We start from the raw sequence: 24456 nt of genomic DNA on the forward strand, positions 1-24456 counted from the left end.
TTATATTGATGTGGTGGTGAAGGCGAAGAGGTCACACCTGTTCCCATGCCGAACACAGCAGTTAAGCTCTTCAGCGCCGATGGTAGTCGGGTTTACCCCCGTGAGAGTAGGACGCCGCCACATCACTTCATAACCCTTCAGGAATAATCCTGGAGGGTTATTTTTGTATTGTACGTTCCGTTGGGATTTGGTAAAGTATAGAAATATTGACATGAACGGATGGGGGTCAACATAATGAAGCTGTACGGTGCTTTACTCTCCTTAAGTTTAATATGGGGGCTATCTTTTGTTTTTATAGAAACATTAATCGGCACAGCCGGGGTGTGGGGGACTGTCTTTTTAAGGTGTCTTGCTGGAGCTGTGATTCTTCTTCCGTTGGTTTTAAATAAGTGGAGGAAGCATCAGCTACCACGAACGATTCCGTGGGGTGTATTGATTATCATAGGCGTGTTCAATGCGGGTCTTCCCTGGGGGTTGATTGCTTTAAGTCAAACAGTGTTGACTAGTAATACCGCAGCTGTTCTTAATGCCACGACTCCTATTATGACAGGCTTGATTGGATTTCTAGCTTTCTCGGTTTTATTAAATAAATGGCAGTGGATAGGGATCGTGGTAGGTTTTATCGGCATTCTGGTATTGACCGGTTTTGAGTTTGAAAACATCCATTCCGGCCCCTTCATTGGTATCGGAACAATGATTCTTGCAACCTCATGTTATGGATTTGTTTCACACTTTACAAGAAGGCATTTGCGGGGATTTGATGTAATTCTTCTGACTGCTGTTGCCCTGCTTGTAGGAGCGGTGGTTGGTTTGACCGGCATTCTATGGACACAACCCACAGTGTTTACTACTATCGGGCAAAATATGAACGTTACGTTTATAATCAGCGTGATCGGTTTAGGGTGCGTAGGTTCTGGAATTGCTCATTTACTTTTCTATTATATGATCGATCGGGGGAGTGCGGAGTTTGCAAGTATGGTGACTTATCTTGTTCCAGTGACCGCTCTTTTTTGGGGGCACCTGCTTCTTGGAGAACCGGTTACAAGTCAGTTGCTCATAGGTCTTGGTGTGATTTTTGCAGGTGTATATCTTTCTACGAGAAAGAAACGTGTGACGCGTTCCTTAGTAGGGAAGAAAGCTAGTTAGGCTTCGTTTTTTTTGAGTGTGATAGAATGTGACTAACGATGCAGTTGAGGGGAAATGCTTATGAACCGATGGGATTCCACGCCGGTCATCCGCTTTTTCGGAGGTCGGAAACTTTTATTCATTTTAGGAGTACTCCTGCTGATAGGGTTGAACATCCTTGTCTTTTCTAGTGTAGGATTCATTTTCGATCCTTTCTTAGTTTTTATTAAAACGGTAGCTTTGCCGTTAATTCTTTCTATTGTCGTCTATTATTTACTGCGACCGATTATCAATTTACTTGAATCCTGGAGAATCAAAAGGATTTGGGGGATTTTAATCACCCTACTAGCGCTTGTAGGGATCATCACCATGCTTGTGGTCCTGATTATTCCATTTCTAGAAAAGCAGTTGATCAGTCTGGCTGAAGAGCTGCCCCGTTACTTACAAGATTTGATTAATACCATTGATGAATGGTTGAGGAATTCGATTTTTTCTGCTTACTACACGAATTTATTTGAAGATGTAGATGGGATGATCAATCAGATTCCTGATTATATTTCTTCTTACGCTTCTGAGACCGTAGAAGGGATTACGAATATCATTTCAACGGTGACGAATGTAGTCGTAGCGCTTGTAACCCTGCCGTTCATTCTCTTTTATTTGTTAAAAGATGGGCATCGTCTCCCTTCTTTTATCATAAGGATGTTCCCGCCGAAGGTCCGTCCGGAAGTATCCAGTGTCTTCAAAGGCATTGATCACCAATTGTCGGCTTATATTCAGGGACAGATCATCGTCAGCTTCTGTATCGGCCTTATGATGTACATCGGCTTTCTAATTATTGGACTGGAGTATGCTTTGTTACTTGCTGCAATTGCCAGTGTGACAAGTGTAGTTCCATACTTAGGGCCTGTCATAGCGATTACACCTGCATTGATTATATCGATTGTGACGTCCCCCTTTATGGTTGTGAAACTTGTCGTTGTCTGGACGATTGTACAGTTGCTGGAAGGGAAGTTTATATCCCCGCAAATCATGGGGAAGAGTTTGCATATTCATCCCGTCACGATTATCTTCGTGTTGTTGACGGCGGGTCATTTATTTGGAATCGTCGGCATCATTTTAGCTATTCCAGGCTATGCGATTTTGAAGGTGGTCGTATCTCACCTCTATTACTGGTTTCAAAAGCGGTATAACCGGTTTGTGGAGGAAGAAAATCAATATAAAATTTAATAAAGAAGGAAGTGGCTGCGCCCACTTCCTTCTTTATTTTTGTAATTTGATTTCTTTCAAACGCTGCCGTTGTTCTTCCGGCCACCATGCTCCGCAATCACTGGATACGACACAGGCGGCACAGGTTTCGAGATCGTAGACGCGCATGCCACGGATAGGTGGAGAATAGAGGTGCAGGGTCACAAGTGGTGTTGTTCCTTCTCTGCCCATTTTATGAATCCCTTTTTGAGGAGCGAAAAAGAGACTTCCATTCTCCTTGAATTCTGTGAAGAGAGGAAAAGGTAAAGCTTCACCATGGGCTTGATAGACCGTTTGCTTGGTTGTTCCATTCATTACTTGGATCCAGCCCGCGGACTGCCCGTGATCGTGAGGCGCACATTCAATATCTGCCCAATTCATAACAATCATTTCCACATCATCATCTTCGTATATCATTTGGCGGTAATAGGGCTTCCCTTCAGGGTCATCTAAAAAGGGAGCTAATTCATCTAAAGTGACGTCTAGATCAATCAATGTCTTTTTCAGTGTTTCGGGGGAATGGTCATCAAGTTTTTCGAACGCTTCCTTTACTCGTGTGATCATCTTCATAATAGAAATCCTCCTTATTAAACATGTTTTCTAAATGAAAATCTTCCCTGGACGAGCATGACACCTGTGATGATCAAAAGTCCTCCAAAAAGGGAAGAGGCAATGAATCTCTCATTCAGCAGGATGATGGCAGCGATGAGTGTAGCGAGCGGTTCGAAATAGAGAAAAACGGATACCTGCGTTGCCTGCATCACCTCTAATGCCTTTGCCCAATACCAGTAGGCGATGGCCGACACAAAAATGCCGAGAAAAAGCAGGTGGGCCCAGTGCTCGGGTGAGAGTGTACGTAATTGGTCCACCCCATGGTTCCTGATGAAGAAAGGAAGGGTCAAAAAGAACCCTGTGGTGCTCATATAAAAGGTCAGGACAAGAGAAGGTACAGGGACGGATAATTTTTTCAAAAGGACGGAATAGACGGCCCAGTTCAATGTGCTTGCAATCATAAGAATATAACCAAGACTCAAGGAGAAGCTGAAGGTCTGGCCGCTCCCGATAGTCGTAATCATGAAAACACCTGTGACGGCAATCGTAATGCCAACAATTTTTTTAAAGGTAAGCTTCTCCTGCAAGAAAATAAAAGACAGAAAGACTGTAAATACCGGGGAAAATGAAATCAGCCAGCCTGCATCGGATGCGTGGATGGTCAGCAGGGCGGTCGCCTGAATCACTTGATGGACGAATACTCCAAGGACTCCTAAGATGAGTACATGTGGAAGATACTTGATATGTATTTTCAAAGGGTAGCGGAATAGAAGTACCATCAATAATAAAAAGATCGCCCCAATTCCAAACCGGACGACAAGCAGTGAAAAGGGATCTAACTTTTCTAAAACGGCTTTGGTGGAAACGAAAGACACACCCCAGAAGGTTATGGAGAGGAATGCATAGAGCGAAGCTCCGATTCGCGATGAAGAACTCATAGACCGTGTCCTTTCTTCATATAGTCTCCCTTCACTATATGCGGGAATAGGACAAGCATGAGCCTCCAATCTTCTATTCTATCGTAACAGAATGATTTGGAAACGATACTTTTTCGACGAATACTCTGATCATTAGACAGGAAACGGACAAAAAAAAGCCTAAGGAATCCTTAGACTTTTTAAATGATCCAATATGTGAGAAGCGAGAGCAAAATGGATGTCACAATCAATAAGAGCATGGGCTTTAATGCCCGGTGTCTGACATCATGTAAACTTACGCTGAGACCGAGACCAACCATGGCCATCGTTAAGATGAAGGAAGTTAGCGTCGAGACGGCATTCATGGCTGCTGCAGGAATCGTAAGTATGGTTCCATTCACAAAGCTTCCGAATAAGCTCATCAGGACGAAACCAATAAGGAACCACGGGAAAGTGATGGAGGAACGGCTTTCTTCTGTTCCTTTCTTTTTCATAAACCAGATCAGCAGCAGGCTGAACGGTACAAGCAGAAAGACACGACTGAGCTTGGCGACAAGCGCCATTCCCAGGCCATCGTCTCCAGCAGGTTCTCCGGCAAGAGCAACGTTCGCCACTTCATGTAAACTGATTCCCGCCCACATTCCGTAAGCTTCTGCATCCACCGGTAGAAGGGGGCGGATAAGGGTGTACCCAATGGCGAATAACGTACCGACTACGGATATGACACCTGCACTGATGGCCGTATCTTCTTCCTTTGCTTTTAAAATGGGCGTGACGGCAGCAATGGCAGATGCTCCACATATACCTGTTCCGATCCCGAGAAGTGCCATCATCGATCGATCGGCATCAAAAAGTTTGGCAAAAAAGAGCATAAGTCCGATGGCAAATACGATGACAACCGTTCCTTTTAATAAAAGAGGAAAGCCCTCTTGAAGAATGACGTTGATATTTAATTTTAATCCGAACAAAATAATCGCTAGACGCAATAATTTTTTTGCTGAAAATTGGATTCCTGTGCGCATGGTCTCTGGATAACCGAAAAAATGACGGTATAAAACGGCTAGGAGAATGGCGGTCGCAAGAGGACCGACCTGGTTCAACAGTGGAAGCATGGCGAGTAGAAATCCGACAGCTGCAACGATGGCTGTAAATCCGATTCCTTTTAGAAGAGGTTGATTATAAGTGTCGTTCATCGATGGGACCTCCTTTGTTTCCTTTATCTATCATACGCTCCGGGTAGTTATTCGTAAAATAAAACTTTATAATGTTAATCATAGAAAAAACTAATGATTGGAGCGGTTCTTTTGGATCTAGAAGCATTGAAAACTTACATCACCGCTATCGACGAAAAAAGCTTCACAAAAGCATCTACGCTTTTGAATTTGTCGCAGCCAACGGTTAGTGCGCACATCAAGAATCTGGAGCGTTTTTTTCAAACGTCGTTAATTGATCGTTCACCCAAACATTTCGAAGTGACAGCTACAGGAGAGATGGTTTATCGAAGGGCTCGACAGGTGCTGGGGCTGCTGGATAAAGCCAGGAATGAAGTGAAGCAATTCCATGAACAGGTAGGCGGGCACATCTATATTGGTGCGAGTTACACGGTGGGAGAATATATCATTCCTTCGATTTTAAAAACTTTTGATGATCGGTATCCAGCGTTTGAGTTGCAGGTGCGAATTGCTAATTCTAAACGAATCAACCGGGAAGTTCAGCAGCACGAACTTGATTTAGGACTTGTAGAGGGAAAAGTGACGGAGCAGGGATTGAGTTCCATTCCATTCATGGAAGATGAAATGGTCGTGATTGTTCCTGAAACTCATCCATTGAGAAAGTATAACGAGATAACATTTCAAGATTTACAAGACCATACATGGATTACACGTGAAGGAGGATCGGGGACGAGGGCTATGCTGGATTATATGTTGGAGTCATCAAATATCCGACCGAAAAAGACAATCACGATTGGAAGCAATCACGGAGTCGTTCAAGGAGTGAAGGAAGGTCTGGGGCTTTCTTTTATTTCAAAAACGGTTGTGGAACATACGGACGCTGCGGAGTTAATCATGCAACTTCCTTATATCCACTCCACAACGCGATCCTTTTCCATCGTCACCCCATCCAATGAAGAGGAAATTACGGAAGATGCTCAAGTCTTCATTCAGCACGTCATGAAATTGTATGAATTGTCATAAAACCATTACATTCATTTGGACGAGGCTTTGTTATGATAGAAGGGAGAGGGAAGTTTGGTTTGGTTCATCGAAAGATTACAGAAAGAAGATCTTCGCTATGTGGTTGGAATGGTCAGAACATCAATTTTGAATATATCCCCCCGGTTTTATAATCAAGAGCAATTGACAGCCTGGGTGGAAGGGGTCAACAATCAACCCGATTTTCATCAACGTTTTCTGAACGCTTACTCACTCGTCGCAAAGGACGCTGACCATCACATCATAGGTTTTGCCAGCCTTGTGGGAGACCACATCGATTTTTTGTACGTAGCCGCAGACAGGCAAAGGGAAGGTGTGGCCACTCAGTTGCTTTACCTTTTAGAGGAACAGGCAAAGAAAGATGGTGTGAACGTGCTCACGACCGAAGCGAGTGCTGTCGCGAGACCATTTTTTCAGAAGCGAGGATATGCCATTAAGAAGGAACAGGTCAAATGGATTCGAGGAATATCGATAAAAAATGTGCAAATGTTTAAAAAGGTGCATAAGTAGTAGGAACTACGGGTATCGTCTTTTATAGAAAAAGTTGAAACGTTTGTGTAGTCCCGTTCGTAATGAAGATGGATGTGTTTCTGTGCCAAATCTTATTTCAAATACTGAGGTGAAAAAATGAAGAGACTAGACCAGATTGTCGACTATTTGAAGACGCTGGGAGTTGAGGTCGAGAAGGTGTCTCGCGCACCGAAGGAAGAGACGAGATAAGCAGAGCTAAATAACACCACTCGAGGTATGCTCCTACATAGAGAAGCATACCTTTTTGCTGGGCATTTTTAAGCCGATTTTATGATCTGTTTAAACGTCGGCCGTTTGGACTGAATATGAGCCCATATCACACCACCTGTAACCAGAAGGAGCAGGGAGAGGAAAACGACAGGGGCTCCATAGGAAGAAGCAAGAACACCGAAGAGTGGGCCGGTCACCACGACAGACGTTTGATTGCAAAGCATGCGCAAGCTGGACATACGGCCATGAAAACGGGAATCCGTTGCCATTTGCTGCACGGACTGTAGAAGGGCACGGACAAAAGATGTACCCAGCCCGATCAAAAGAAAGCCGAGGAAAGCTAAAGGGACGAGAGTGGTGAAACTAACGATTGCAAGCCCAGCAGCGGTTAGCAGGAGCGACCAGACGCCTATTCGGTTCTGACATTTTGCCCACCACCATGTACCAATAAGCCCAGCAAAGATACCTCCGATGGAAAACGTGCTGTCGAGCATTCCATAGACGAGCGCAGTCTCCTTTAAATGTGAACTCGTATACACGCTTAAAAACCCCAAAGTCGTGTGGAAGGTGAGTTGTCCAAGCATAAGCATGACGAACAATCCATAAAGCATCTGGTTCTGATGTACATAAATGAATCCTTCTTTCATCTCATCCCAAAAGGAGGAGGAGTTCCTGCGATTCTTCATATCAACCGGAGTGTAGCGAATCATCTGGATAGTTGCTGTAGCCCCTGCATATAAGGAGATGACGATAAACAGGGAGGTTTCAACGGAAAGAAGTCCGGCCAAAACCCCGCCCGCAGCTGCTCCCGCTAAACTTCCAGTAACCGTAGCTGATCCGGACCAGGAAAAGATTCGAGGGAGCGAATCTTTCGGAAATACCTCAGCCACAAGAGCTTGTAAGGACGGACGGAATAATGATCCAGCCGTTTGCATAATCATATGGGCGGTAATCATAAGCCATGGATGTTCAAAACCTCCCACAAATGCCCCCGTTAACAACACCAAACAGATGATGCTGATCATGCCTGCCAGGCGCGCAAGCTTTTTACGGTTGCTTCGATCAACCAGAACCCCAAAAATGACGTTCGAAAAGAGACCAGGGATGAATCCAAAGCTCACGAACAAACCGGTGTACAAAGCATCTTCCGTCCATTGATATAAAAACCATGTAATGAGAACGAAATACATCGCCCGACCACTCTCATATAAGAAATATCCGCCCATCAGTCTTCTAATATTCGTTTTGTTCATGTTCTACCTCCTCTATCTACATTTATCGTACTCGGTTTTTAGTGATTTGGATAATATTGCATTATAATTATAAGTGATAAGAAATTTTTATGGGGGACTGTTCATGAAAATTGAGGACTATCAGCTACTGCTCGATTTGAATCAATGTAGAACCATCCGAAAAACGGCAAAGTCTATATTAATATCCCAACCGGCGATCACCCAGCGTCTGAAATACATAGAAGAGCATCTGGGCGGGCAGATCTTTCTCCGTACTCCGAAAGGACTGCTTCCAACGCCTTTCGGAGAAATTGTCTTGACTCATGCGGAAAATGTCCTGGATCAGGAGGATATGTTGCAAGAGAAGTTGGCGCAAGTCGAGGGGAAAGTAGCCGGTACACTTTCGCTCGGTGCTTCGTCCTTATACAGCCAGCACTTTCTTCCTGACCTGCTTCAATCGTTCACAAAAGCTTACCCTGATGTAACCATTGATCTTGTCACAGGAGTAAGTGAAGAAATACGACAAGCCGCCTCCCCCTTTCATATTGCCATAGTAAGAGGAGAACCAATAGAAGACTACGAATCCTTCCACCTATGGAGTGATCCTCTTTTTCTCTTAGATACCGTGCCCATAGGAAAAGGAGAGCGTCCTTTGATTGAATTCAAGAGTGATCCGGGCTTTCAGAAACTCATTGAAACCTGGATGGCAAGGGATCGCGGCATCTTGGTCAAACGTTCAATTAAGGTCGATCACTTTGAAACAGCTAAACAAATGATGATGCGTGGGCTCGGCATGACGGTTCTGCCTGCAAGCATTATTCATGAAGAAAAGGACACCTACAGTTGGTTGCCACTAGAGAAGGAGGGGCAAGCAATGGCCCGGGAAACCTGGGCCTGTGTGAAATCGGGGAGTAGAGCATTACCCCAGGTCGAAGCGTTTCTTAATCACATTCGAAGTGAGGTGAGTGGATGAATAAGAGGGAAAAACAACTGGTCGCCATCATCGATGAGTGGAGCCCCTATGTCCGCCCGCTGTTCGAATTGGGTCAGTCGTCTACCAAGGAATGTTGGATCGGTGCTGGTATAATCACTCAAAGCGTGTGGAACCACCAATTCGGCTATCCTGCAGCCTATGGGATTGGCGATGCAGATCTACTTTATTTTGACGCTTCCGGGACGCTTGCTGAAGAGGAGAATCTCGAAAATCAATGGAATGCTGCTTGTATGGACCTGCCTTTTTCGATTGATGTCACGAACGAAGCCCTTGTGCACCTGTGGTATGAGGAAAAGTTCAATCAGAAGATCAAACCATACACATCTGTCCAAGATGCCATTGTTACGTGGCCGACGACTGCTTCCTCTATAGGAGTCAAGCGAAACCGTAATGGAGAATATGACATCTATGCTCCTTTCGGTTTAGAGGATCTTTTTCAAGGGATCGTTCGTCCGAATAAGCGTTTGATACCAAAAGAAGTTTATTGGAATAAAGCTGAAAAGTGGAAGGAACGCTGGCCGGAGCTATCGATTCTACCATGGTAAGAGGATGCCACTTGCATGATTGGTAGAATTCATTTTATTATTAAAGTAATTCATTCCAATCTTGAAGGGGATGTTCTACCGTGTCGGAAGAGCTCATGTTTGCTAGATTAGAAGAGATTCAACAAAATGAATTTATAAAAGCAGCGATCGATCATGTTGGGGCTGGAGTGGTCATAACGGATCCAGAGCAAGAAGATAACCCGATGATTTATTGCAACCAGGGTTTTTTGGACCTTACTGGTTATGAACGCGGGGAGATTCTAGGACGTAACTGTCGTTTCCTGCAGGGGGATGAAACAAACCCCAAACATGTGGAACGGCTTCGGGAAGGTCTTTCTCAACAAACGCCTGTGCAAGTAGAAATAAAAAACTATCGTAAGGACGGTACGATGTTCTGGAATGAACTACATATCTTTCCGGTGTACATCGAGCAGATGGATCAGGTGTATTTCGTTGGCGTGCAAAAAGATGTGACAAAGCGCCGGGAACAGGAAGAACTGATTGCGCACTATTTGTCAGAGGTGAAAAGATTATCAACGCCGATTGTTCCTGTACAAGATAATATTTCTGTACTTCCGCTTGTCGGGACCATTGATGATGACAGACTTCAACAGATGCTGGAAGCAGTCAGTCATCATGTGAAAGAAACGAAAGAAGATTACTTGATTCTGGACATGTCTGCTGTGCACTCGTATAACGAAGCGGTTCATATGGGGATCTACCAAATGAATCAGCTGCTGGATCTGATGGGAACAAAGCTCGTAATTACAGGGATCAAACCATCTTTTGCTATACAAAGCGCTCCTTACGCAGATTTCAGTGAGTTATCGCTTCAGACATACGCTACAGTAAAGCAAGCCTTAAAAGTATTAAGGCAACAATCATAAAAGAAAAACAGCGCCGACCAATCCTTCATTGGTCGGCGCTGTTTTTTGTGTGAAGAGAAAAGATGTTTCTTCCAATATCTGTATGACCTGGTCAGGCACTAAGCGCTCTTTTCGTGTAATAGGTGAACTTCGTTGGTTCTGCGTTTCGGGAGCATATGGAAGACGATGTTGAGCACGATTGCGGTTAAGCTGCCTGCAACAATGCCGTTACTTGTAAGGATTTGTATGCTTTCGGGAAGTTTAGCGAATAGTTCAGGGACAACCGTAACCCCTAAACCCATCCCGACGGAACAAGCGACAATCATTGAATTTTCATGAGACTCGGTCATGACACGGCTGAGCATTTTAATACCTTGAGAGATGACCATTCCAAACATTGCAATCATCGCCCCACCTAAAACAGCGGTAGGGATGATGGTCGTGAAGGCAGCAATTTTAGGGATGAAGCCAAGTCCAATCAACATGCCTCCCATAACTAAAATCACACGCCGGGATTTTACACCTGTCATATGCATGAGGCCGACATTTTGAGAAAAGGCGGTGTAGGGAAAAGCATTAAACACACCACCGAATAGAATGGCTATTCCTTCTGCACGATAACCACTGGCTAAATCTTTTTCATCCAATTTCTTGTCTGTCATTTCGCTTAATGCGAAGTAAACGCCAGTAGATTCAACGAGTGACACCATGGCAACTAAAATCATGGTCAGAATGGCAGACCAATGAAAACTAGGTGTCCCGAAATAGAAAGGCTCGATCATATGGAAGAAACCAGATTCAGAGACAGCTGAGAAATCGACCCTTCCAAAAAGTGCAGCGACAAGAGTGCCTCCTGAAATACCAATCAGGATGGCAATGGAACGCATGAATCCTTTTGTGAAACGATAGAGAAGGATAATAAATAAAAGTGTACCAAAGGAAAGAGCAAGATTGACAGCTGAACCAAAATCATCAGTTCCTTGCCCACCTCCCATATTGTTAATAGCAACAGGAATCAATGTAATGCCGATGATCGTTACAACCGTCCCTGTGACGACAGGTGGAAAGAACCGGACAAGTTTTCCGAAGAAGCGGCTGATCAATATGACGAACAACCCGGAAACGAGAATGGACCCGTAGATGGCCGAAACCCCGTATTGACCCCCAATGGCGATCATTGGACCGACGGCTGTAAATGTACAACCAAGAACGACAGGAAGACCGATTCCGAAAAAACGGTTGCGGACGACTTGTAAAATGGTAGCCACTCCGCACATTAAAATATCAATGGCAACAAGATAGGTGAGTTGTTCTGAATTTAGTCCAAGCGCTCCACCGACAATTAAAGGAACGAGAATAGCTCCGGCATACATCGCCAACAAATGTTGAAGGGCTAAGGCTGTTGTCTTCATGAAGATACCTCCTGTGTTTCAAACGTGATCGTACTGTCCTCAAGTGATGAAAGGATGGCGAGGGATTCTACTTTTATTCCTTGACGACGTAAGAGGCGTCCTCCATCCTGAAACCCTTTTTCAATAATGATCGCTACACCGGCAATCGAGGCTCCTGATTGTTCCACAAGATCAATCAAGCCTTTCGCCGCCTGACCATTTGCGAGGAAATCGTCAAGGATCAAGACGTGATCATCATCATTCATGAAGTCTTTTGATATGGAGATTTCATTTGTTTCTTGCTTTGTAAATGAGTGCACTTTTGATGTGTAGAGGTGATCTTTCATAGTCAATGATTTTCTCTTCCTTGCAAAAATTGCAGGAACACCAAGGCTGAGTGCTGTCATTTGAGCGGGTGCGATTCCTGATGACTCTAATGTCAGTACCTTCGTAATCCCCAAGTCTTTGAAACGCTTCGCAAACTCTTCTCCAATACCTTTCATAAGTACAGGGTCTAGTTGGTGATTTAAGAACGCATCGACTTTAATGACAGAAGGTGATAAAACTTTCCCCTCTTCTAAGATTTTCTTTTTCAAACGATCCATATTTAACACACCTTTCGAGATTAAGTATTTATTTTCGCTCACGTACTTCTGAGCTCGGAGAGCTTTAAAAACAAAAAAGCACGAAAAGCTTGTTTCCTCTATGGAAAGCAAGTCTTTTCGTGCTGGACGAAGACAACAACAATGAAACCGTGGACAGGAAAGTCCCGGCACCTTGTACGCTTTTCATAGTCGGTTCATTTACGGTAAACCGGTAGAAACTTGCAGGCCATATCCCCGCGATTATATGAAGGTTAATATTCGAATGATATGGATAGTATAACAGTTTATTGTTCGTAATCAACCCCTATTTAATGATTTTAAATTTGAATCGATCGATTTTGTTCGTGTTGACAAGGTTGGTTATTTGGGAGATAGTGGATGAGAAGAGAGTTTATCTCTTTATTAAAAAGTTGATATCGCCTTATGGTGGCTTCTTCATAGAAGCTGAAAAGGGAAGTTTGGTGAAAAACCAACGCGGTCCCGCCACTGTAATGGGGAGGTGCATAGATGGATGACCCACTATTTCTTAAATGGGAAGGGCTATGTACTGATGAACCTGAGCCAGGAGACCTGCCATAAGGAAGAACATGAATTCCTACGGGAGATAGGAGGATGTTACGTGTATTGCACCCATCAAGAGCTTTTTTCGGTTCCATGAATCAAAGGGAGAATCGTTATTTGTATCTCTCCCATTAGGGACGATCCATATTAAAAAAGGAGGAACCCATTCATGGAACCTTTACCCGTTCATTATTCTAGAATGACACAGACAAGATTAGTGCTGCCACCAGATACGAATCACCTCGATACCATTTTCGGTGGCAAAGTTCTCTCTTATATCGACGAAATTGCGGCACTCACGGCAATGAAGCACTCAAACTGTGTTGTTGTTACGGCTTCAATCGACTCGGTGGACTTTTTATCTTCTGCTAAAGTAGGGGATGCATTGACGTTAGAAGCTTGTGTGTCGAGCACAGGACGCACATCTATGGAAGTGTATGTGAAAGTCTTTGCTGATGATCTTCTTCAAGGACGAAAAGTGATGACAACAGAATCATTCCTAACGATGGTCGCTGTAGATGTTGAAGGCAAACCGACACCAGTCCCATCCATCATACCTGAGACAGAGGAAGACAAACGATTGTATGAAACGGCTCCATTCAGGAAGGAGCATCGAAAAAGCAGACCGGCGTTTCGATGACAGACACTTAGTGGTTTGATAGCAAATCATTAAATTTTAAAAAGCCCATTCGAGGTCTTGTGTTATTTATTCCATTTATACAAAAAAGCAGCCCCTTCCAAAAGAAGCGGGCTGCTTTTATATTCGTTTTAATGGCAATGTACAGCACCGGAACGACCCACCGGATTTAATAATTTCAGAAAGGTCGACAGGAATCACATGGAACCCATTTTCCTTTAACTGTACATTTAGGATTTCATTATGAGGGAGGCTGATTACTTTACGGTTTCCAATTGAAAGGACGTTCGGCCCCATCGTAAACTGTTCCTGCTCGATGACTTCAATCACTTTGTAACGTGCAGTGATGGCTTTCAAACTGTTTTTTGTAAATGCAGGAGGATAGAGGATAACAGTAGATTCATCGATCATGTTGAATACGCAGTCCAAATGGAGAATATCTCTTCTTAAAGGAACAGGTATAACCTGATGATCCGGAAGGCGTGATTGAAGTTCACGGATCGCTTGTCGGGATGTCCTTTGTGTTTCTCCAACCCACACCCTGGTCCCGTCTACCACAACATCTCCGCCTTCAATTGAGGAAGGTAGTTCCTCTTCTACCTTGATGTTATTCTGTCTTGCCCAGCTCCGGAGGACATCCGTTTCCTCTTTCCGGACCTTTTCACTCATAGTGCTGATAAATAGTCGATGATGGATGGTAAACCCAATATCTCTTGTAAACACCTGTTCATAAAGGTTCGGCTGACTTGGAAGTTGTATGACTTCAATCTCATGATCCTCTAAAATACTAACGAAATGTTTATGTTGCTGAAGGGCTTTTTTGACGTTTATGTTCTGGTGTTGATAATGTTTTTGGGTTTCGTTGATGATTTCAGCGATTTTCATATAAGAAGGTTTGGCGACCACGACTTTTTTCAACGGCGAATACTCGGTCTCACATTGAATACTGTTTTCCGAAGCTATTCCGACCATGTTAATCCTCCTTTTATTCATATCCCTTTTCTTCCCCGGAGGTTGGCGGATAAAACAACAATATTTTTGTAAGCAAGGCGATTTGAGAAAAGGAGTGGATCCAAGAATGAATTTAGTAAGTGCTCCCATAGTAAAAGGGGGATATTTAAGCCCATTGGTTTACTAGCGGGAGTTTTTAGATTCATGGTTTTTATCTTCATAACCTATAAATTCGACATTTCCCGGGAAATGTCGTGGGAATTATTTGTTAAACGGACGTTTTAGACAAAAGTTACATACGAAGAGATATATGCTGATACAGAATGATTTCTTGTACATAGGGTATGTTGTAAGGGAGCGAATCAGACAAGCAAGGCATTGGCTTCATCCCGAGTTGTCAGGTATGATTTAGATATAATATGGAATCGGGAGTGGTTGGTTTGGCAGGTGTATGGAAACGTTGGATAAAAAATGACCGGCAGCAGGAATTGTTTGAAAAGGCGGATCGGATCGCAAAAGAGGCTCGCAAACATATCTCAGAAACGGATCGTGAAGCGTCTTTTTCTTATGAGACGTTGAAAGTCATCAAAAGGGAGAAATACCCATCGATGTCTTTGCCAGAATCCGAAGGTGGAGAAGGATTGTCTTTATACGAATTCTTGCTGATGCAGGAAAAAATTGCAGAAGGTGATGGTGCTGTAGCTTTGTCAATCGGGTGGCACATGGGCATCATGATGGAACTTTCTCAGGAACAGTTGTGGGACAAAAAGTCATATGATCGCCTTGTGAATGAAGTTGTTTCCGAACAAAAAGTCGTAAACAGGGCTGCCACTGAACCGGCAACCGGAAGTCCAACACGGGGGGGAATTCCGGAAACCAAAGCCGTTCGTCGTGGGGGCGAATACATTTTGAATGGAAGAAAATCGTTTACCTCAATGGCGGAGCATTTAGATTATTATATTGTGTCTGCTTATGTAGAAGACAAGGATACGGTTGGGTGGTTTTTAATTGACCGCCATCAGCCAGGGTTATCTGTTGATAAAACGTGGGATACCCTTGGGATGAGAGGGACAGCGAGTGATGACCTTGTGATGGAAGATGTCGAGCTGCAGGAATCCGATCTTGTAGAACTGAAAAGTGGGGGCAAATCCTCGCCAAAGGGATGGCTGTTGCACATTCCAGCCTGTTATTTAGGAATTGCTGTAGCCGCTCGTAACGATGCGATTGCTTTTGCTAAAGACTTTCAACCAAATAGTCTGGACGCACCGATTTCTGAAGTATCTCACATTCAAGATAAGATTGGCGAAATGGAGTGGAAATTGCTGCAAGCCCATTCTTTCTTATATTCAGTTGCAAAAAAATGGGATGAAGAGCCAGAGCGACGGGATCAGATGGGGGCAGAGCTTGCTGCTGTCAAGCTGGCGGTTACGAATACCGCTAATGAAGTTGTCGATCTAGCTATGCGAATTGCAGGGGGGCGTGGGTTATCTAAAACCTATGCCTTTGAAAAATATTACCGTGATGTACGGGCTGGGCTGCATAATCCACCAATGGACGATGCGGTAGTGTCGATGCTTGCTAAACAAGCCATTGCGGAAGACAACTAAAAAACCAGAGCTTTCAAAGCTCTGGTTTTTTTCTATGATTCATCTGCGAGTAAGTCTGCGAAAGCTTTGGCATATGGAGGCAGGTCAGGCGGACGACGGGCAGAAACAATGTGTTCGTCTTGGACGACTGCTTCGTCGAACCATTCTGCACCAGCATTCATCATGTCGTCTTTAATTCCCGGTGTGCTCGTCACCTTTCGACCTTTCAGGATGTTAGCAGAAATAAGCACCCAGCCGGCGTGGCAAATTTGGCCGATTGGTTTGCGTTCATTGTCCATGTGCTGGACCATTTCAATCACTTTGTCATAACGGCGGAGCTTATCCGGAGACCATCCCCCTGGAACTAGAATTCCATCGTAATCAGCTGGGTTGATGTCCTCGAATGCATAATCCGCTGTAGCAGGAACCCCATATTTCCCAGGGTGTTCTTCCCCTGCTTTTTCACCCACAAGGTGGACGGTTGCCCCTTCCTCTTGGAGACGAAGCACCGGGTACCATAGCTCAAGATCTTCAAAATCCTTACTGACCAATTGGATGACTTTCTTTCCTTCTAATCGCATATACAACCTCCTTGTCCATTTCACTATCCCCATTTTATCAGATGGTTACACCTCTTTCGAATCTTTGGAAACGATGAGCACCCACCAAATAAGCAAAGGTTGGAAGAGAAGTCGGATCCATAAAGCGGTCTGATTTGTTTCTTCACTCCAGGGAGCCGGAATACCGTAAATGGCAGCATAAAAATTGGCAGGCCAAACGATGAAAAGAAAAGCAGCCGTAGCGAACCCGGCAGCTCTCCGCGTTTGAGGGAAAACAAGGAGCAGGGCAAGGAGCCATTCCGTAATTCCTGTCACATATACAATGATTAATTTAAGCGGTACCCAGGAAGGGAGCATTCGGGCAAAGCCATGGTCATACATGAAGTGGGTGATTCCTGCGTAAAACAGAGCGATAGCAAATACATAGAGTCCGATTTGGCGTGCAATCTTCATAACAACGTCCGTCCTTTCTTTTGTTTATCAGCCTATAAAAAAGTTGCGGAAAATCTCCCTGTCCTTGAAGACTCAGTTTCGAGATAACCGGAATTCGTTCACCTTAATGAGTGTCAGGGGTGATTGGAAAACGAGCTATCCCCCCGTAGCCCCAACCACTCAATAAAAGGCTCGAAACTGAGTCTTCCACCATCCTGCCATATAATAAAATAACTTCTTATGAAAATCACTCAGAGCCTGTAGAAAAGAAATGTTTACTGAGTTTGAAACTTTTTCTCCCTCTCGTACGTCTATTATGACAACCCGCGTGCGATGCGTCGGGTATAATAGATGGGAGGTTCCGCATAACGTAAGTGGGAATCTACCATTTTACAAGGGGTCGAGAACATGAAAACACGTGTCAGTCTATGGATGTTGATTGCCGTTTTGTTTACAGCATTTGCTTTGCCTTCGAGCATTTCCGCTTCGACAGGGGACCAGGGCATTAATGAAAAGTTAGGTTTGCCGATTGTGGTTTATGGAGAAGCCTTGTCTGAAGCACAGAAAACTGATGTGGTGGAGCTGCTTGAAGTCAACAAGCATGACCAGGTCGATGAGTTTACTGTCAACGGCCAGGATCTTGCTAACTATATCGGGGGCAACCCGAATTCGAATATGTATTCATCTGTCAAAATCATTCATCAGGATCATGCAGAAGGGTTGAATATTGATATCGTAACACCTGATAACATAACACAGGTCACGAAAGAAATGTACACAAACGCATTGTTGACCGCTGGTGTGGAGAATGCGGATGTGTTGGTTGCTTCCTCTGTCAAAGTTAGTGGCCACTCTGCGCTTACAGGCATCTATAAAGCTTACGATGCTAAAGGTGTGAAGCTTGATGAAGATCGTATGAAAGTTGCGAGTGACGAGCTTGATATAGCCACAGATATCGCAGAAGAAGAAGGTGTCGATCGGGATGAAATCAGTAAGCTTCTGACCGAAATCAAGAAGCAGATTGCTGAGCAGGACCCAGCGACGCGGGAAGAAATTGAGCAAATCGTCCAAGACCAACTGCAATCCTTGAATATCGAATTGAGTGAAGAAGACCGTCAACGTTTGATCGATTTGTTCGAGCAAATGCGCAATTTGAACATCAACTTCGATCAGGTTCAAAACCAGCTGGAAGACCTGACAGGAAGTATCCAGGATCTAATTAATGACGATGGATTCTGGAACAGCTTGCGGAATGCCGTACAAAACTTTTTCAAATCCTTAAGTAACTTTATCAATTCCCTATTCAACTAGTGATATTTTTGAGTAAACTTCAAATGGCCTGATGTACATTTTTAAAAGAACCTCCCGCTTCTGATTTGGAGCGGGAGGTTCTTTTTAGTTAGCGATAGTTTTGGTGTCTTCAACAATTTGTTCAAACGGGACTTCGGTGTCTCCTTTATATTTCTTCAAGACCAATCCTTCTTCATTGATCAGGTAAAAGGCTGTTCCATGAATGACCTGGTCGTTCCCTTCTGTTTTTACTGCGGAAGTTTTGAAGCTCTCTTGAGCGAACGTGGAGATTTCTTCCTGTGTGTATTCCGTAATAAACGACCAGTTGCTATGATCAACGCCGTATTTCTTACCAAACTCTTTTAATACTTCAGGCGAATCCACCGTCGGATCTACACTGAAGGATACAATTTCAGCATTAATGTCTTCTTTTTTTAACTGCTCTTGAATTTTCACCATATTACGGGTCATGGGCGGGCAGACCGTATTGCAGTTGGTGAAGATGAAATTGGCAAGCCAAACTTTTCCTTCCATATCGTCGGTGGAAAAGCTTTCTCCCTCTTGTGTCGTTCCTTCGAAAGACTGGACTTCCCAATCCAGCGTATTCTCAAGTTCATTCGATCCGCAAGCAGCCAAGAAGACGACAATTCCTGCGAATAGACTAAGTAATAGAAAACGTTTCATTTTGTTTCCCCTTCCGGACATTATGATACAGGTCTAGTTTACGCCTGCATGAGAGTAAGGTCAATCGAACCTTAATATATTCGGTAAATGGACATAATTTCAGTCTCTCTGGGAATGATAAGGTTCCATGAATATCGGTTAGGGGATGAAGAGCCATGCCTTATTTTACAGAAAAATCCGGGGCGCAGTTATTTTATGATGACCGAGGGAACGGGGAAGCCCTTGTTTTTATCCATCCTCCTGGAATGGGGAGGAAAGTATTCAAAATGCAGCACTCCCTCGCGAGGGAATTTCGTGTCATTTTTCCAGACCTCAGTGGGAACGGGGATTCTGATGTAATTTCTCATGCGCCTGATGTATCCATGTACGCAAGGGAGGTCGTCCAGCTCATCGATCATTTAGATCTCGATCAAATCGTCGTCATCGGCTATTCATGCGGAGGGATGATCGCCCAGGAATTCGCTCTCACCTTTCCTGAACGGACGAAAGCAGTGATTCTTGCCGGCGGTTTCCCGAAGGTAGCCACAGGTGGACTTCGGTTTGAATTTTTAGGGGGGATGTACTGGGTGAATAAAAGCCCTGAGACACTTGCCAAGTTACTCAGCCATTCACACTTTAAGGATGCCGAAATTAAGCGTGAATTAAATGAGCACATGGCGAAGTCCGATTCGGAATGCTGGTACACCTATTACAACCGCGCCCTCTCGTTTGATTGCAGCGGGCGATTGAACAGACTTACTCAACCTTTATTGCTCGTATACGGCAATAAAGAATTCTGGATCAATGAACATGCTCATTACTACCGCGCTTGCTCTAATGTAAAGATGGAAGTGATCGAACACGCTTATCATCAGACGCCTGCCACTCATTATGATCGTTTCAATGACGCTGTCATCCGTTTTGTGCAGGGAGAAATTTAAAAAAGCAGAGGGATCTTCAACCTCTGCTTTTTTCTTATTGGTTTAATTCGAATGTATGGTCCAATTTGTGAGCGTACATCATTTTCTTCACAGTGACGGTGATTTCTTTTGCATCTCTTAGCGCTGGGAACTGGAAATGGATGTCTCCTCGCTTATCGTGGCCCCAAATATTAGCTTTTGTGGTTTCGCCTTCATTTGTGACGACTTCGACATATTCCTCTCGATCTTCTGGAAGGCTATTCATCTGCCCCAATTGCGCGCCGACCAATCTTTCCTCTTGCCCTACTTCATGGGGGTCATACTTGAGTTGAAGACTCATATTGGTTCCGGAAAATGAATCGACTTGCTCCAGGATGATGTCTGTGTTGTAAGCTTCTCCCACCTTTTCATTCAGAACGACAGATTCGTTTGAATGATCGTTAAACTGATTCATGTCTACTGTGAACGAATAGGGGGTATCGTCTTGGATGTGAAGAGACTGCAGCTCTAAACTGACAGCTCCTGAAAGTTCATTTGATGGGGGTTGAAACCATGCTTCATACACATTCTTTCCTTCGGTTTCATTTAGATACAGAGCGACAGGGTAATCAGATCCTTCGTCCGTTTTTATGACCGCATGCATAGACTGTCCAATTTCTTTTCCCTCTGCTTCCACCTTCATTTTTACATAGCTTGAGGCCACGCCAATGTTTACGGATGTCGGTTCCACCGTGACCAGGTCGCCGGAGTACACCTCGTCTGTGGTATATCTTTGAAGCACGTGTTTATCTGGGTCGTGAACATAGCGGACAGGCATTCCATCGGTTTTAATCGTACGATGATCAATCCGCAAACTGAACGAAGTCATGTACTCTTCATCATAATCCTTGATATCGGTATGGTCGAAATTATACCCCCATTTTTCAGTAATAGGAGGAAGTTGGATGAGACCGTACACTCGATTCTCAAACACCACCGTGTCCCGGGGGTTAAGAGGTTGGGAGTGATGCTGGAACGATTGCTTGTCGTTTCCATTCATGGATTCAATGTTAATGCTCTCCACAGAGGGTGCCTGAACGAGGTATTTGGATTCTTCGTCATCGCTTTCTTTCCTCGTCAGGGCGGAAAGGTCGATGCTGTACAAAACATGGATAGTGGTCCCGCTGTGCCACACCTCATTGATTTGCATCCGACCATCTTTATCAGGAATTGGAGTAGACTCCTGAGGCCGGACGGTTAAACCTTTTTTCCTGGCTAGTGATAAATTGTGAACACGTTCTTCATAAAAATCATTCACCTGTTCAAATGTATCAACTTCACGCCATTGGAGCGGAAATTCTTCAAGGTCCACTGATTTTGCTTTTCTCATTGGTTTGGAGTCTGTGCTCAAAGCCAACTTTTCTTCACTGCTGTCTGTGTAAACATATGCCCCTATAGCTAAAACCATCAGAGAAACAATGATCAAAATCCACTTGCTCTTATTGGTGCCTTTCTTCATATGTAAATAACCCTTTCTTTTGGTGTTTGGTGATAATCTTCTTCATTAAATCTCCATCCTGTTTCGAACTAAAGCTGCCTATATTTAAAGATTCAGTATCGAGGCTTTTGTTGAATAGATGGGGGCTACGGGGAATAACTCCCAATGAAGCCATTCTGGATGCTGTAAATTTGTTATAGAATCTCTATACTTATGACGGGAGTGTCTGGACGATGGAGTTGGACGAGTAGCTTCCCAGGCACCCCTGACGCTCGACCCGGGCAACGACCCACGAGAACATCTCGAAATAGAGTCTTCAAAAACCCTGCCATATTCATTTATAAACCATCTTAAAAGTCTTAGCGTTATGGAGATTATTGTAGAGGTTTGCAGGTGTTCCACTCATATGATAACAGAATTTTCGGTCATTATGAGAGATAAGAACTAAAAAAGTGATCTCACAATCGAGATCACTTTTTTAATCTTCATCATCCGAATAATAGTGGTAGAGAGCTTCGCTTTCAGAATGGACTTCATCATCATCCGCTTGATGGGAAAAGGATTGGTTGTAGCTCAACTTTCGATTGAACACTTGTGCCATTTCATTGGTCTGCTCCACAGTACCTCGTCTTTGTTTTTTCTTTTTCATATAATTTTCCTCCTTTTTAGGTAGTTTTCCTCGTGAAAAAAGGATTAAACTTTAGTTCTAATTTTCCGATATTTAGGAAGAGGGAATAAAATTTTTTGGAGTAGGTGAACGGAATGGCTCGGACCATTGAACATCCTTGGAATACACTTAAGCAGCTTTCCATCCCTATATGGTTCTTCGATATTGAAAAAGAGAACATCTATGTGAGTGAAAGGCTGAAGAGTAAATGGAAGCTGGATTCAACCCTATTGAGTTGTTGGGATTTACAGCAGCTCATACCTAAGGATGACTTGGCATATATGGACCATCAAACGATGACGAAAGAGAATCGTCATTTTTTTTATATGAATTACCGTTTGATGAACGATGGAAAGTACGAATGGATGAAGGATATCGTCACGCCTTTCTTTGATGAGGATGGAAACATCATTGGATATACAGGTATGTCCGCTCCGCATTCTGCTTACATTGAAGAATTAGGTCGGATTAAGGAAGCCATTGTGGAGATTGGTGATGCTTTTCTTTCATACAATGGACAAGAATTCTTTGATTTTCTTGTAGAGTATTTATCCTCCGTCCTTGATGTGGAAACCGTGCTGGTCGGAGAATTGACTGGAGAAGCTAAAAATGAAGTGACAGCGATTTCCTTTTCTCATAAAGGAATCACTAGTTCGGGCTTGCGTTATGCGTTGAAAAACACCCCTTGTGAGCAAGTAACGAGGTTTCATGAATGTTATTATCCGAATGATGTAGGGACACTTTTCCCTGAAGATCAAACGATTAAGGATTATGGAGTGGAGAGTTATCACGGGAAAGCTTTGCTTAACTCGGATGGTGAAGTCATCGGAATCCTTGCGATCATGGATTACCGGACGCAGACGAGCGGGCCATTAAGCAAGGCTCTTTTTCAAATCTTTGCTGATCGGACAGCAAATGAGCTTTCCAGGATGCAAGCAGAAAAGAAGCTGGAGATGTTGTCTCAATACGATCCTTTGACGGGGCTTGTTACAAGAAGCTATCTTTTAGGAATCCTGGAAGGTGAAATTCAATCCACGGCAGAAAAAGAACACTATATGGCTCTCTTACTCATCGACATTGATAATTTTAAAATGATCAATGATTCCTGGGGACACACGAAAGGGGATGAACTGCTTCGGCAGTTCTCCCGCTACTTGAGGCAGACCTTCGCACATCATGATGCTGTGATCTCCAGAATCAGCAGTGATGAATTTGTTGTCCTTCTCAGACATGTCCAAAGCATCGAAGAGCTGAGGGGGATCAGTGATCACGTTATTCACTCGATGCGACGCCCTTTTCTTATTGGGGAAAAAGAGTTCTATAATACCGTCAGTATTGGTGTTACATTCACCCCGGAGCGCCTCCGAGATCAATATAGTGGAGAAACTCTTTTACGCCATGCGGATGCAGCGATGCACGAAGCTAAGAGAAGCGGAAAAAATCGCTATGCTGTTTATGAAGAAAAAATGAGTGAGCAGATGAGAGAAGAGCTCCATTTGAAGCAATCCCTCCATCATGCACTTGATAAACATCAGTTTGAGCTACATTATCAGCCTCAGGTGTGTGGAAGAACATCACAGGTGATCGGGCATGAATCACTCATTCGTTGGAACCATCCGGATTATGGTTTGTTGTCTCCACAATATTTCATCAGCCTTGCTGAGGAATCGGGGATGATTATAGAGATTGGGGAATGGGTATTGAACGAAGCTTGTCAGCAAGCAAAAAGATGGCAGGTGGAAGACCGAAGGCCGGATTTGAAAATTTCAGTGAATCTGTCTGCCCAGCAGTTCAAGGATTTCAATCTTTCAAAAAAAGTGCTCAAAGCTCTTAGAGATTCAAAGCTTCCTCCTGACAGCCTGATCCTTGAAATTACGGAAACAATGGTCCTTCAGGATTTTGAACGCAGCACAGATACATTGAACGGGTTGCGGGAAAAAGGGATCAAAGTCCATTTGGATGACTTCGGCGTTGGTTTTTCTTCCCTCAGTTATTTGAATCGTCTTCCTGTTGATGCGATAAAAATCGATCGATCGTTCATCAATCAAATCGGAGAGCAAGGGGAAGAAGTGCCGATTGTTAATGCCATTATCAGTATGGCGAAAAGTCTTGGGATTCAGGTCATTGCTGAAGGTGTGGAAACCAGTGAACATATGGCATACTTAAAGCAGAAAGGCTGTTATGAATATCAAGGGTATTACTTTAGCAAGCCAGTGCCGGCAAGCCTCGTGCTCAACTGAAAAGGATGGGGATGGATGTTCATTATGGACTGGCGCGCTGATT

General features: G+C 43.9%; 24 protein-coding genes, 1 rRNA gene and 2 riboswitches. Of the genes, 13 read left to right on the forward strand and 12 right to left on the reverse strand.

Annotated features, from left to right (window positions below; all coding sequences use genetic code 11):
* Positions 1-9 precede the first annotated feature (9 nt).
* The 3 genes from rrf to K2225_RS17995 all read left to right on the forward strand — a co-directional run bounded on the left by rrf (position 10) and on the right by K2225_RS17995 (position 2355).
* Positions 10-123, forward strand: a 5S ribosomal RNA gene (gene rrf, locus K2225_RS17985).
* Between the two features lie 111 nt (positions 124-234).
* Positions 235-1146 (forward strand): DMT family transporter, encoded by a 912-nt coding sequence (locus tag K2225_RS17990; protein ID WP_220586026.1) that lies wholly within the window; start codon positions 235-237, stop codon positions 1144-1146.
* A gap of 60 nt (positions 1147-1206) precedes the next feature.
* Positions 1207-2355: an AI-2E family transporter gene (locus K2225_RS17995; protein ID WP_220586027.1), complete on the forward strand. Its 1149-nt coding sequence runs from the start codon at positions 1207-1209 to the stop codon at positions 2353-2355.
* A gap of 33 nt (positions 2356-2388) precedes the next feature.
* Here the strand turns inward: K2225_RS17995 and K2225_RS18000 are convergent, their stop codons facing one another.
* The 3 genes from K2225_RS18000 to K2225_RS18010 all read right to left on the reverse strand — a co-directional run bounded on the left by K2225_RS18000 (position 2389) and on the right by K2225_RS18010 (position 5035).
* Positions 2389-2943, reverse strand: a complete 555-nt coding sequence (locus K2225_RS18000) for a cysteine dioxygenase (RefSeq protein ID WP_220586028.1) — start codon at positions 2941-2943, stop codon at positions 2389-2391.
* A gap of 17 nt (positions 2944-2960) precedes the next feature.
* Entirely contained in the window at positions 2961-3863 is a 903-nt protein-coding gene (locus K2225_RS18005; RefSeq protein WP_220586029.1) for a DMT family transporter, read from the reverse strand.
* Positions 3864-4042: 179 nt separating this feature from the next.
* The gene (locus tag K2225_RS18010) at positions 4043-5035 is read right to left on the reverse strand and encodes a YeiH family protein (RefSeq protein WP_220586030.1); all 993 of its coding nucleotides are present in this window, start codon (positions 5033-5035) and stop codon (positions 4043-4045) included.
* A 111-nt stretch (positions 5036-5146) separates the two neighbouring features.
* Here K2225_RS18010 and K2225_RS18015 point away from each other — a divergent pair, with 111 nt between their 5' ends.
* On the forward strand, positions 5147-6037 hold the full coding sequence (locus K2225_RS18015) for a LysR family transcriptional regulator (RefSeq protein ID WP_220586031.1): 891 nt from the start codon (positions 5147-5149) through the stop codon (positions 6035-6037).
* 54 nt (positions 6038-6091) lie between these two features.
* Positions 6092-6565, forward strand: a complete 474-nt coding sequence (locus K2225_RS18020) for a GNAT family N-acetyltransferase (protein WP_220586032.1) — start codon at positions 6092-6094, stop codon at positions 6563-6565.
* A 278-nt stretch (positions 6566-6843) separates the two neighbouring features.
* Here the strand turns inward: K2225_RS18020 and K2225_RS18025 are convergent, their stop codons facing one another.
* Complete coding sequence (locus K2225_RS18025) at positions 6844-8049, reverse strand: MFS transporter (protein ID WP_220586033.1); 1206 nt, start codon at positions 8047-8049, stop codon at positions 6844-6846.
* Between the two features lie 103 nt (positions 8050-8152).
* On the opposite strand from K2225_RS18025, the gene K2225_RS18030 reads away from it, so the two are divergent.
* From K2225_RS18030 to ytvA, 3 genes are all read left to right on the forward strand, one after another.
* Positions 8153-9001 carry a LysR family transcriptional regulator gene (locus K2225_RS18030; RefSeq protein WP_220586034.1) on the forward strand — a complete coding sequence of 283 codons (849 nt, stop codon included), beginning with the start codon at positions 8153-8155 and terminating at the stop codon, positions 8999-9001.
* Positions 8998-9567 carry a nucleotidyltransferase family protein gene (locus K2225_RS18035; protein WP_220586035.1) on the forward strand — a complete coding sequence of 190 codons (570 nt, stop codon included), beginning with the start codon at positions 8998-9000 and terminating at the stop codon, positions 9565-9567. The genes K2225_RS18030 and K2225_RS18035 overlap by 4 nt, the downstream gene beginning before the upstream one ends.
* Positions 9568-9647: 80 nt before the next feature.
* Positions 9648-10454, forward strand: coding sequence for a YtvA family blue-light photoreceptor (gene ytvA / locus K2225_RS18040; protein WP_370632781.1), 807 nt, complete (start codon positions 9648-9650; stop codon positions 10452-10454).
* 98 nt (positions 10455-10552) lie between these two features.
* Here ytvA and K2225_RS18045 read toward each other — a convergent pair whose 3' ends face one another.
* Entirely contained in the window at positions 10553-11845 is a 1293-nt protein-coding gene (locus tag K2225_RS18045) for a nucleobase:cation symporter-2 family protein (RefSeq protein WP_220586036.1), read from the reverse strand.
* A complete protein-coding gene (locus K2225_RS18050; RefSeq protein ID WP_220586037.1) occupies positions 11842-12429 on the reverse strand; it encodes a xanthine phosphoribosyltransferase in 588 nt (195 codons plus the stop codon). Before K2225_RS18050 ends, K2225_RS18045 begins: the two co-directional genes overlap by 4 nt.
* A 166-nt stretch (positions 12430-12595) precedes the next feature.
* Positions 12596-12697, reverse strand: a riboswitch (purine riboswitch).
* Between the two features lie 139 nt (positions 12698-12836).
* Positions 12837-13021: riboswitch (cobalamin riboswitch) on the forward strand.
* A 138-nt stretch (positions 13022-13159) separates the two neighbouring features.
* Here K2225_RS18050 and K2225_RS18055 point away from each other — a divergent pair.
* On the forward strand, positions 13160-13630 hold the full coding sequence (locus K2225_RS18055) for an acyl-CoA thioesterase (protein ID WP_220586038.1): 471 nt from the start codon (positions 13160-13162) through the stop codon (positions 13628-13630).
* Positions 13631-13747: 117 nt separating this feature from the next.
* Here K2225_RS18055 and K2225_RS18060 read toward each other — a convergent pair whose 3' ends face one another.
* Complete coding sequence (locus tag K2225_RS18060) at positions 13748-14599, reverse strand: dimethylarginine dimethylaminohydrolase family protein (protein ID WP_220586039.1); 852 nt, start codon at positions 14597-14599, stop codon at positions 13748-13750.
* Positions 14600-15018: 419 nt separating this feature from the next.
* Between K2225_RS18060 and K2225_RS18065 the strand changes: the two genes are divergently transcribed.
* Positions 15019-16185 carry an acyl-CoA dehydrogenase family protein gene (locus tag K2225_RS18065; protein ID WP_255574689.1) on the forward strand — a complete coding sequence of 389 codons (1167 nt, stop codon included), beginning with the start codon at positions 15019-15021 and terminating at the stop codon, positions 16183-16185.
* Positions 16186-16217: 32 nt separating this feature from the next.
* Here K2225_RS18065 and K2225_RS18070 read toward each other — a convergent pair whose 3' ends face one another.
* Entirely contained in the window at positions 16218-16745 is a 528-nt protein-coding gene (locus K2225_RS18070) for a type 1 glutamine amidotransferase domain-containing protein (RefSeq protein ID WP_146818808.1), read from the reverse strand.
* A 45-nt stretch (positions 16746-16790) separates the two neighbouring features.
* A complete protein-coding gene (locus K2225_RS18075; protein ID WP_146818807.1) occupies positions 16791-17177 on the reverse strand; it encodes a DoxX family protein in 387 nt (128 codons plus the stop codon).
* Positions 17178-17564: 387 nt separating this feature from the next.
* Here K2225_RS18075 and K2225_RS18080 point away from each other — a divergent pair, with 387 nt between their 5' ends.
* Positions 17565-18467, forward strand: coding sequence for a DUF1002 domain-containing protein (locus K2225_RS18080; protein WP_220586041.1), 903 nt, complete (start codon positions 17565-17567; stop codon positions 18465-18467).
* Positions 18468-18551: 84 nt separating this feature from the next.
* Here K2225_RS18080 and K2225_RS18085 read toward each other — a convergent pair whose 3' ends face one another.
* On the reverse strand, positions 18552-19130 hold the full coding sequence (locus K2225_RS18085) for an SCO family protein (RefSeq protein WP_220586042.1): 579 nt from the start codon (positions 19128-19130) through the stop codon (positions 18552-18554).
* 155 nt (positions 19131-19285) lie between these two features.
* Between K2225_RS18085 and K2225_RS18090 the strand changes: the two genes are divergently transcribed.
* Entirely contained in the window at positions 19286-20050 is a 765-nt protein-coding gene (locus K2225_RS18090; RefSeq protein ID WP_220586043.1) for an alpha/beta fold hydrolase, read from the forward strand.
* Between the two features lie 34 nt (positions 20051-20084).
* Here the strand turns inward: K2225_RS18090 and K2225_RS18095 are convergent, their stop codons facing one another.
* Positions 20085-21527 (reverse strand): hypothetical protein, encoded by a 1443-nt coding sequence (locus K2225_RS18095; protein WP_220586044.1) that lies wholly within the window; start codon positions 21525-21527, stop codon positions 20085-20087.
* Between the two features lie 457 nt (positions 21528-21984).
* Positions 21985-22155, reverse strand: a complete 171-nt coding sequence (locus K2225_RS18100) for a hypothetical protein (protein ID WP_220586045.1) — start codon at positions 22153-22155, stop codon at positions 21985-21987.
* 113 nt (positions 22156-22268) lie between these two features.
* Between K2225_RS18100 and K2225_RS18105 the strand changes: the two genes are divergently transcribed.
* The gene (locus tag K2225_RS18105; RefSeq protein WP_220586046.1) at positions 22269-24413 is read left to right on the forward strand and encodes a GGDEF domain-containing phosphodiesterase; all 2145 of its coding nucleotides are present in this window, start codon (positions 22269-22271) and stop codon (positions 24411-24413) included.
* Positions 24414-24456: the final 43 nt, after the last annotated feature.

The sequence above is a fragment of the Halobacillus sp. Nhm2S1 genome, assembly GCF_019599545.1.
Classification (GTDB): Bacteria; Bacillota; Bacilli; order Bacillales; family Halobacillaceae; genus Halobacillus.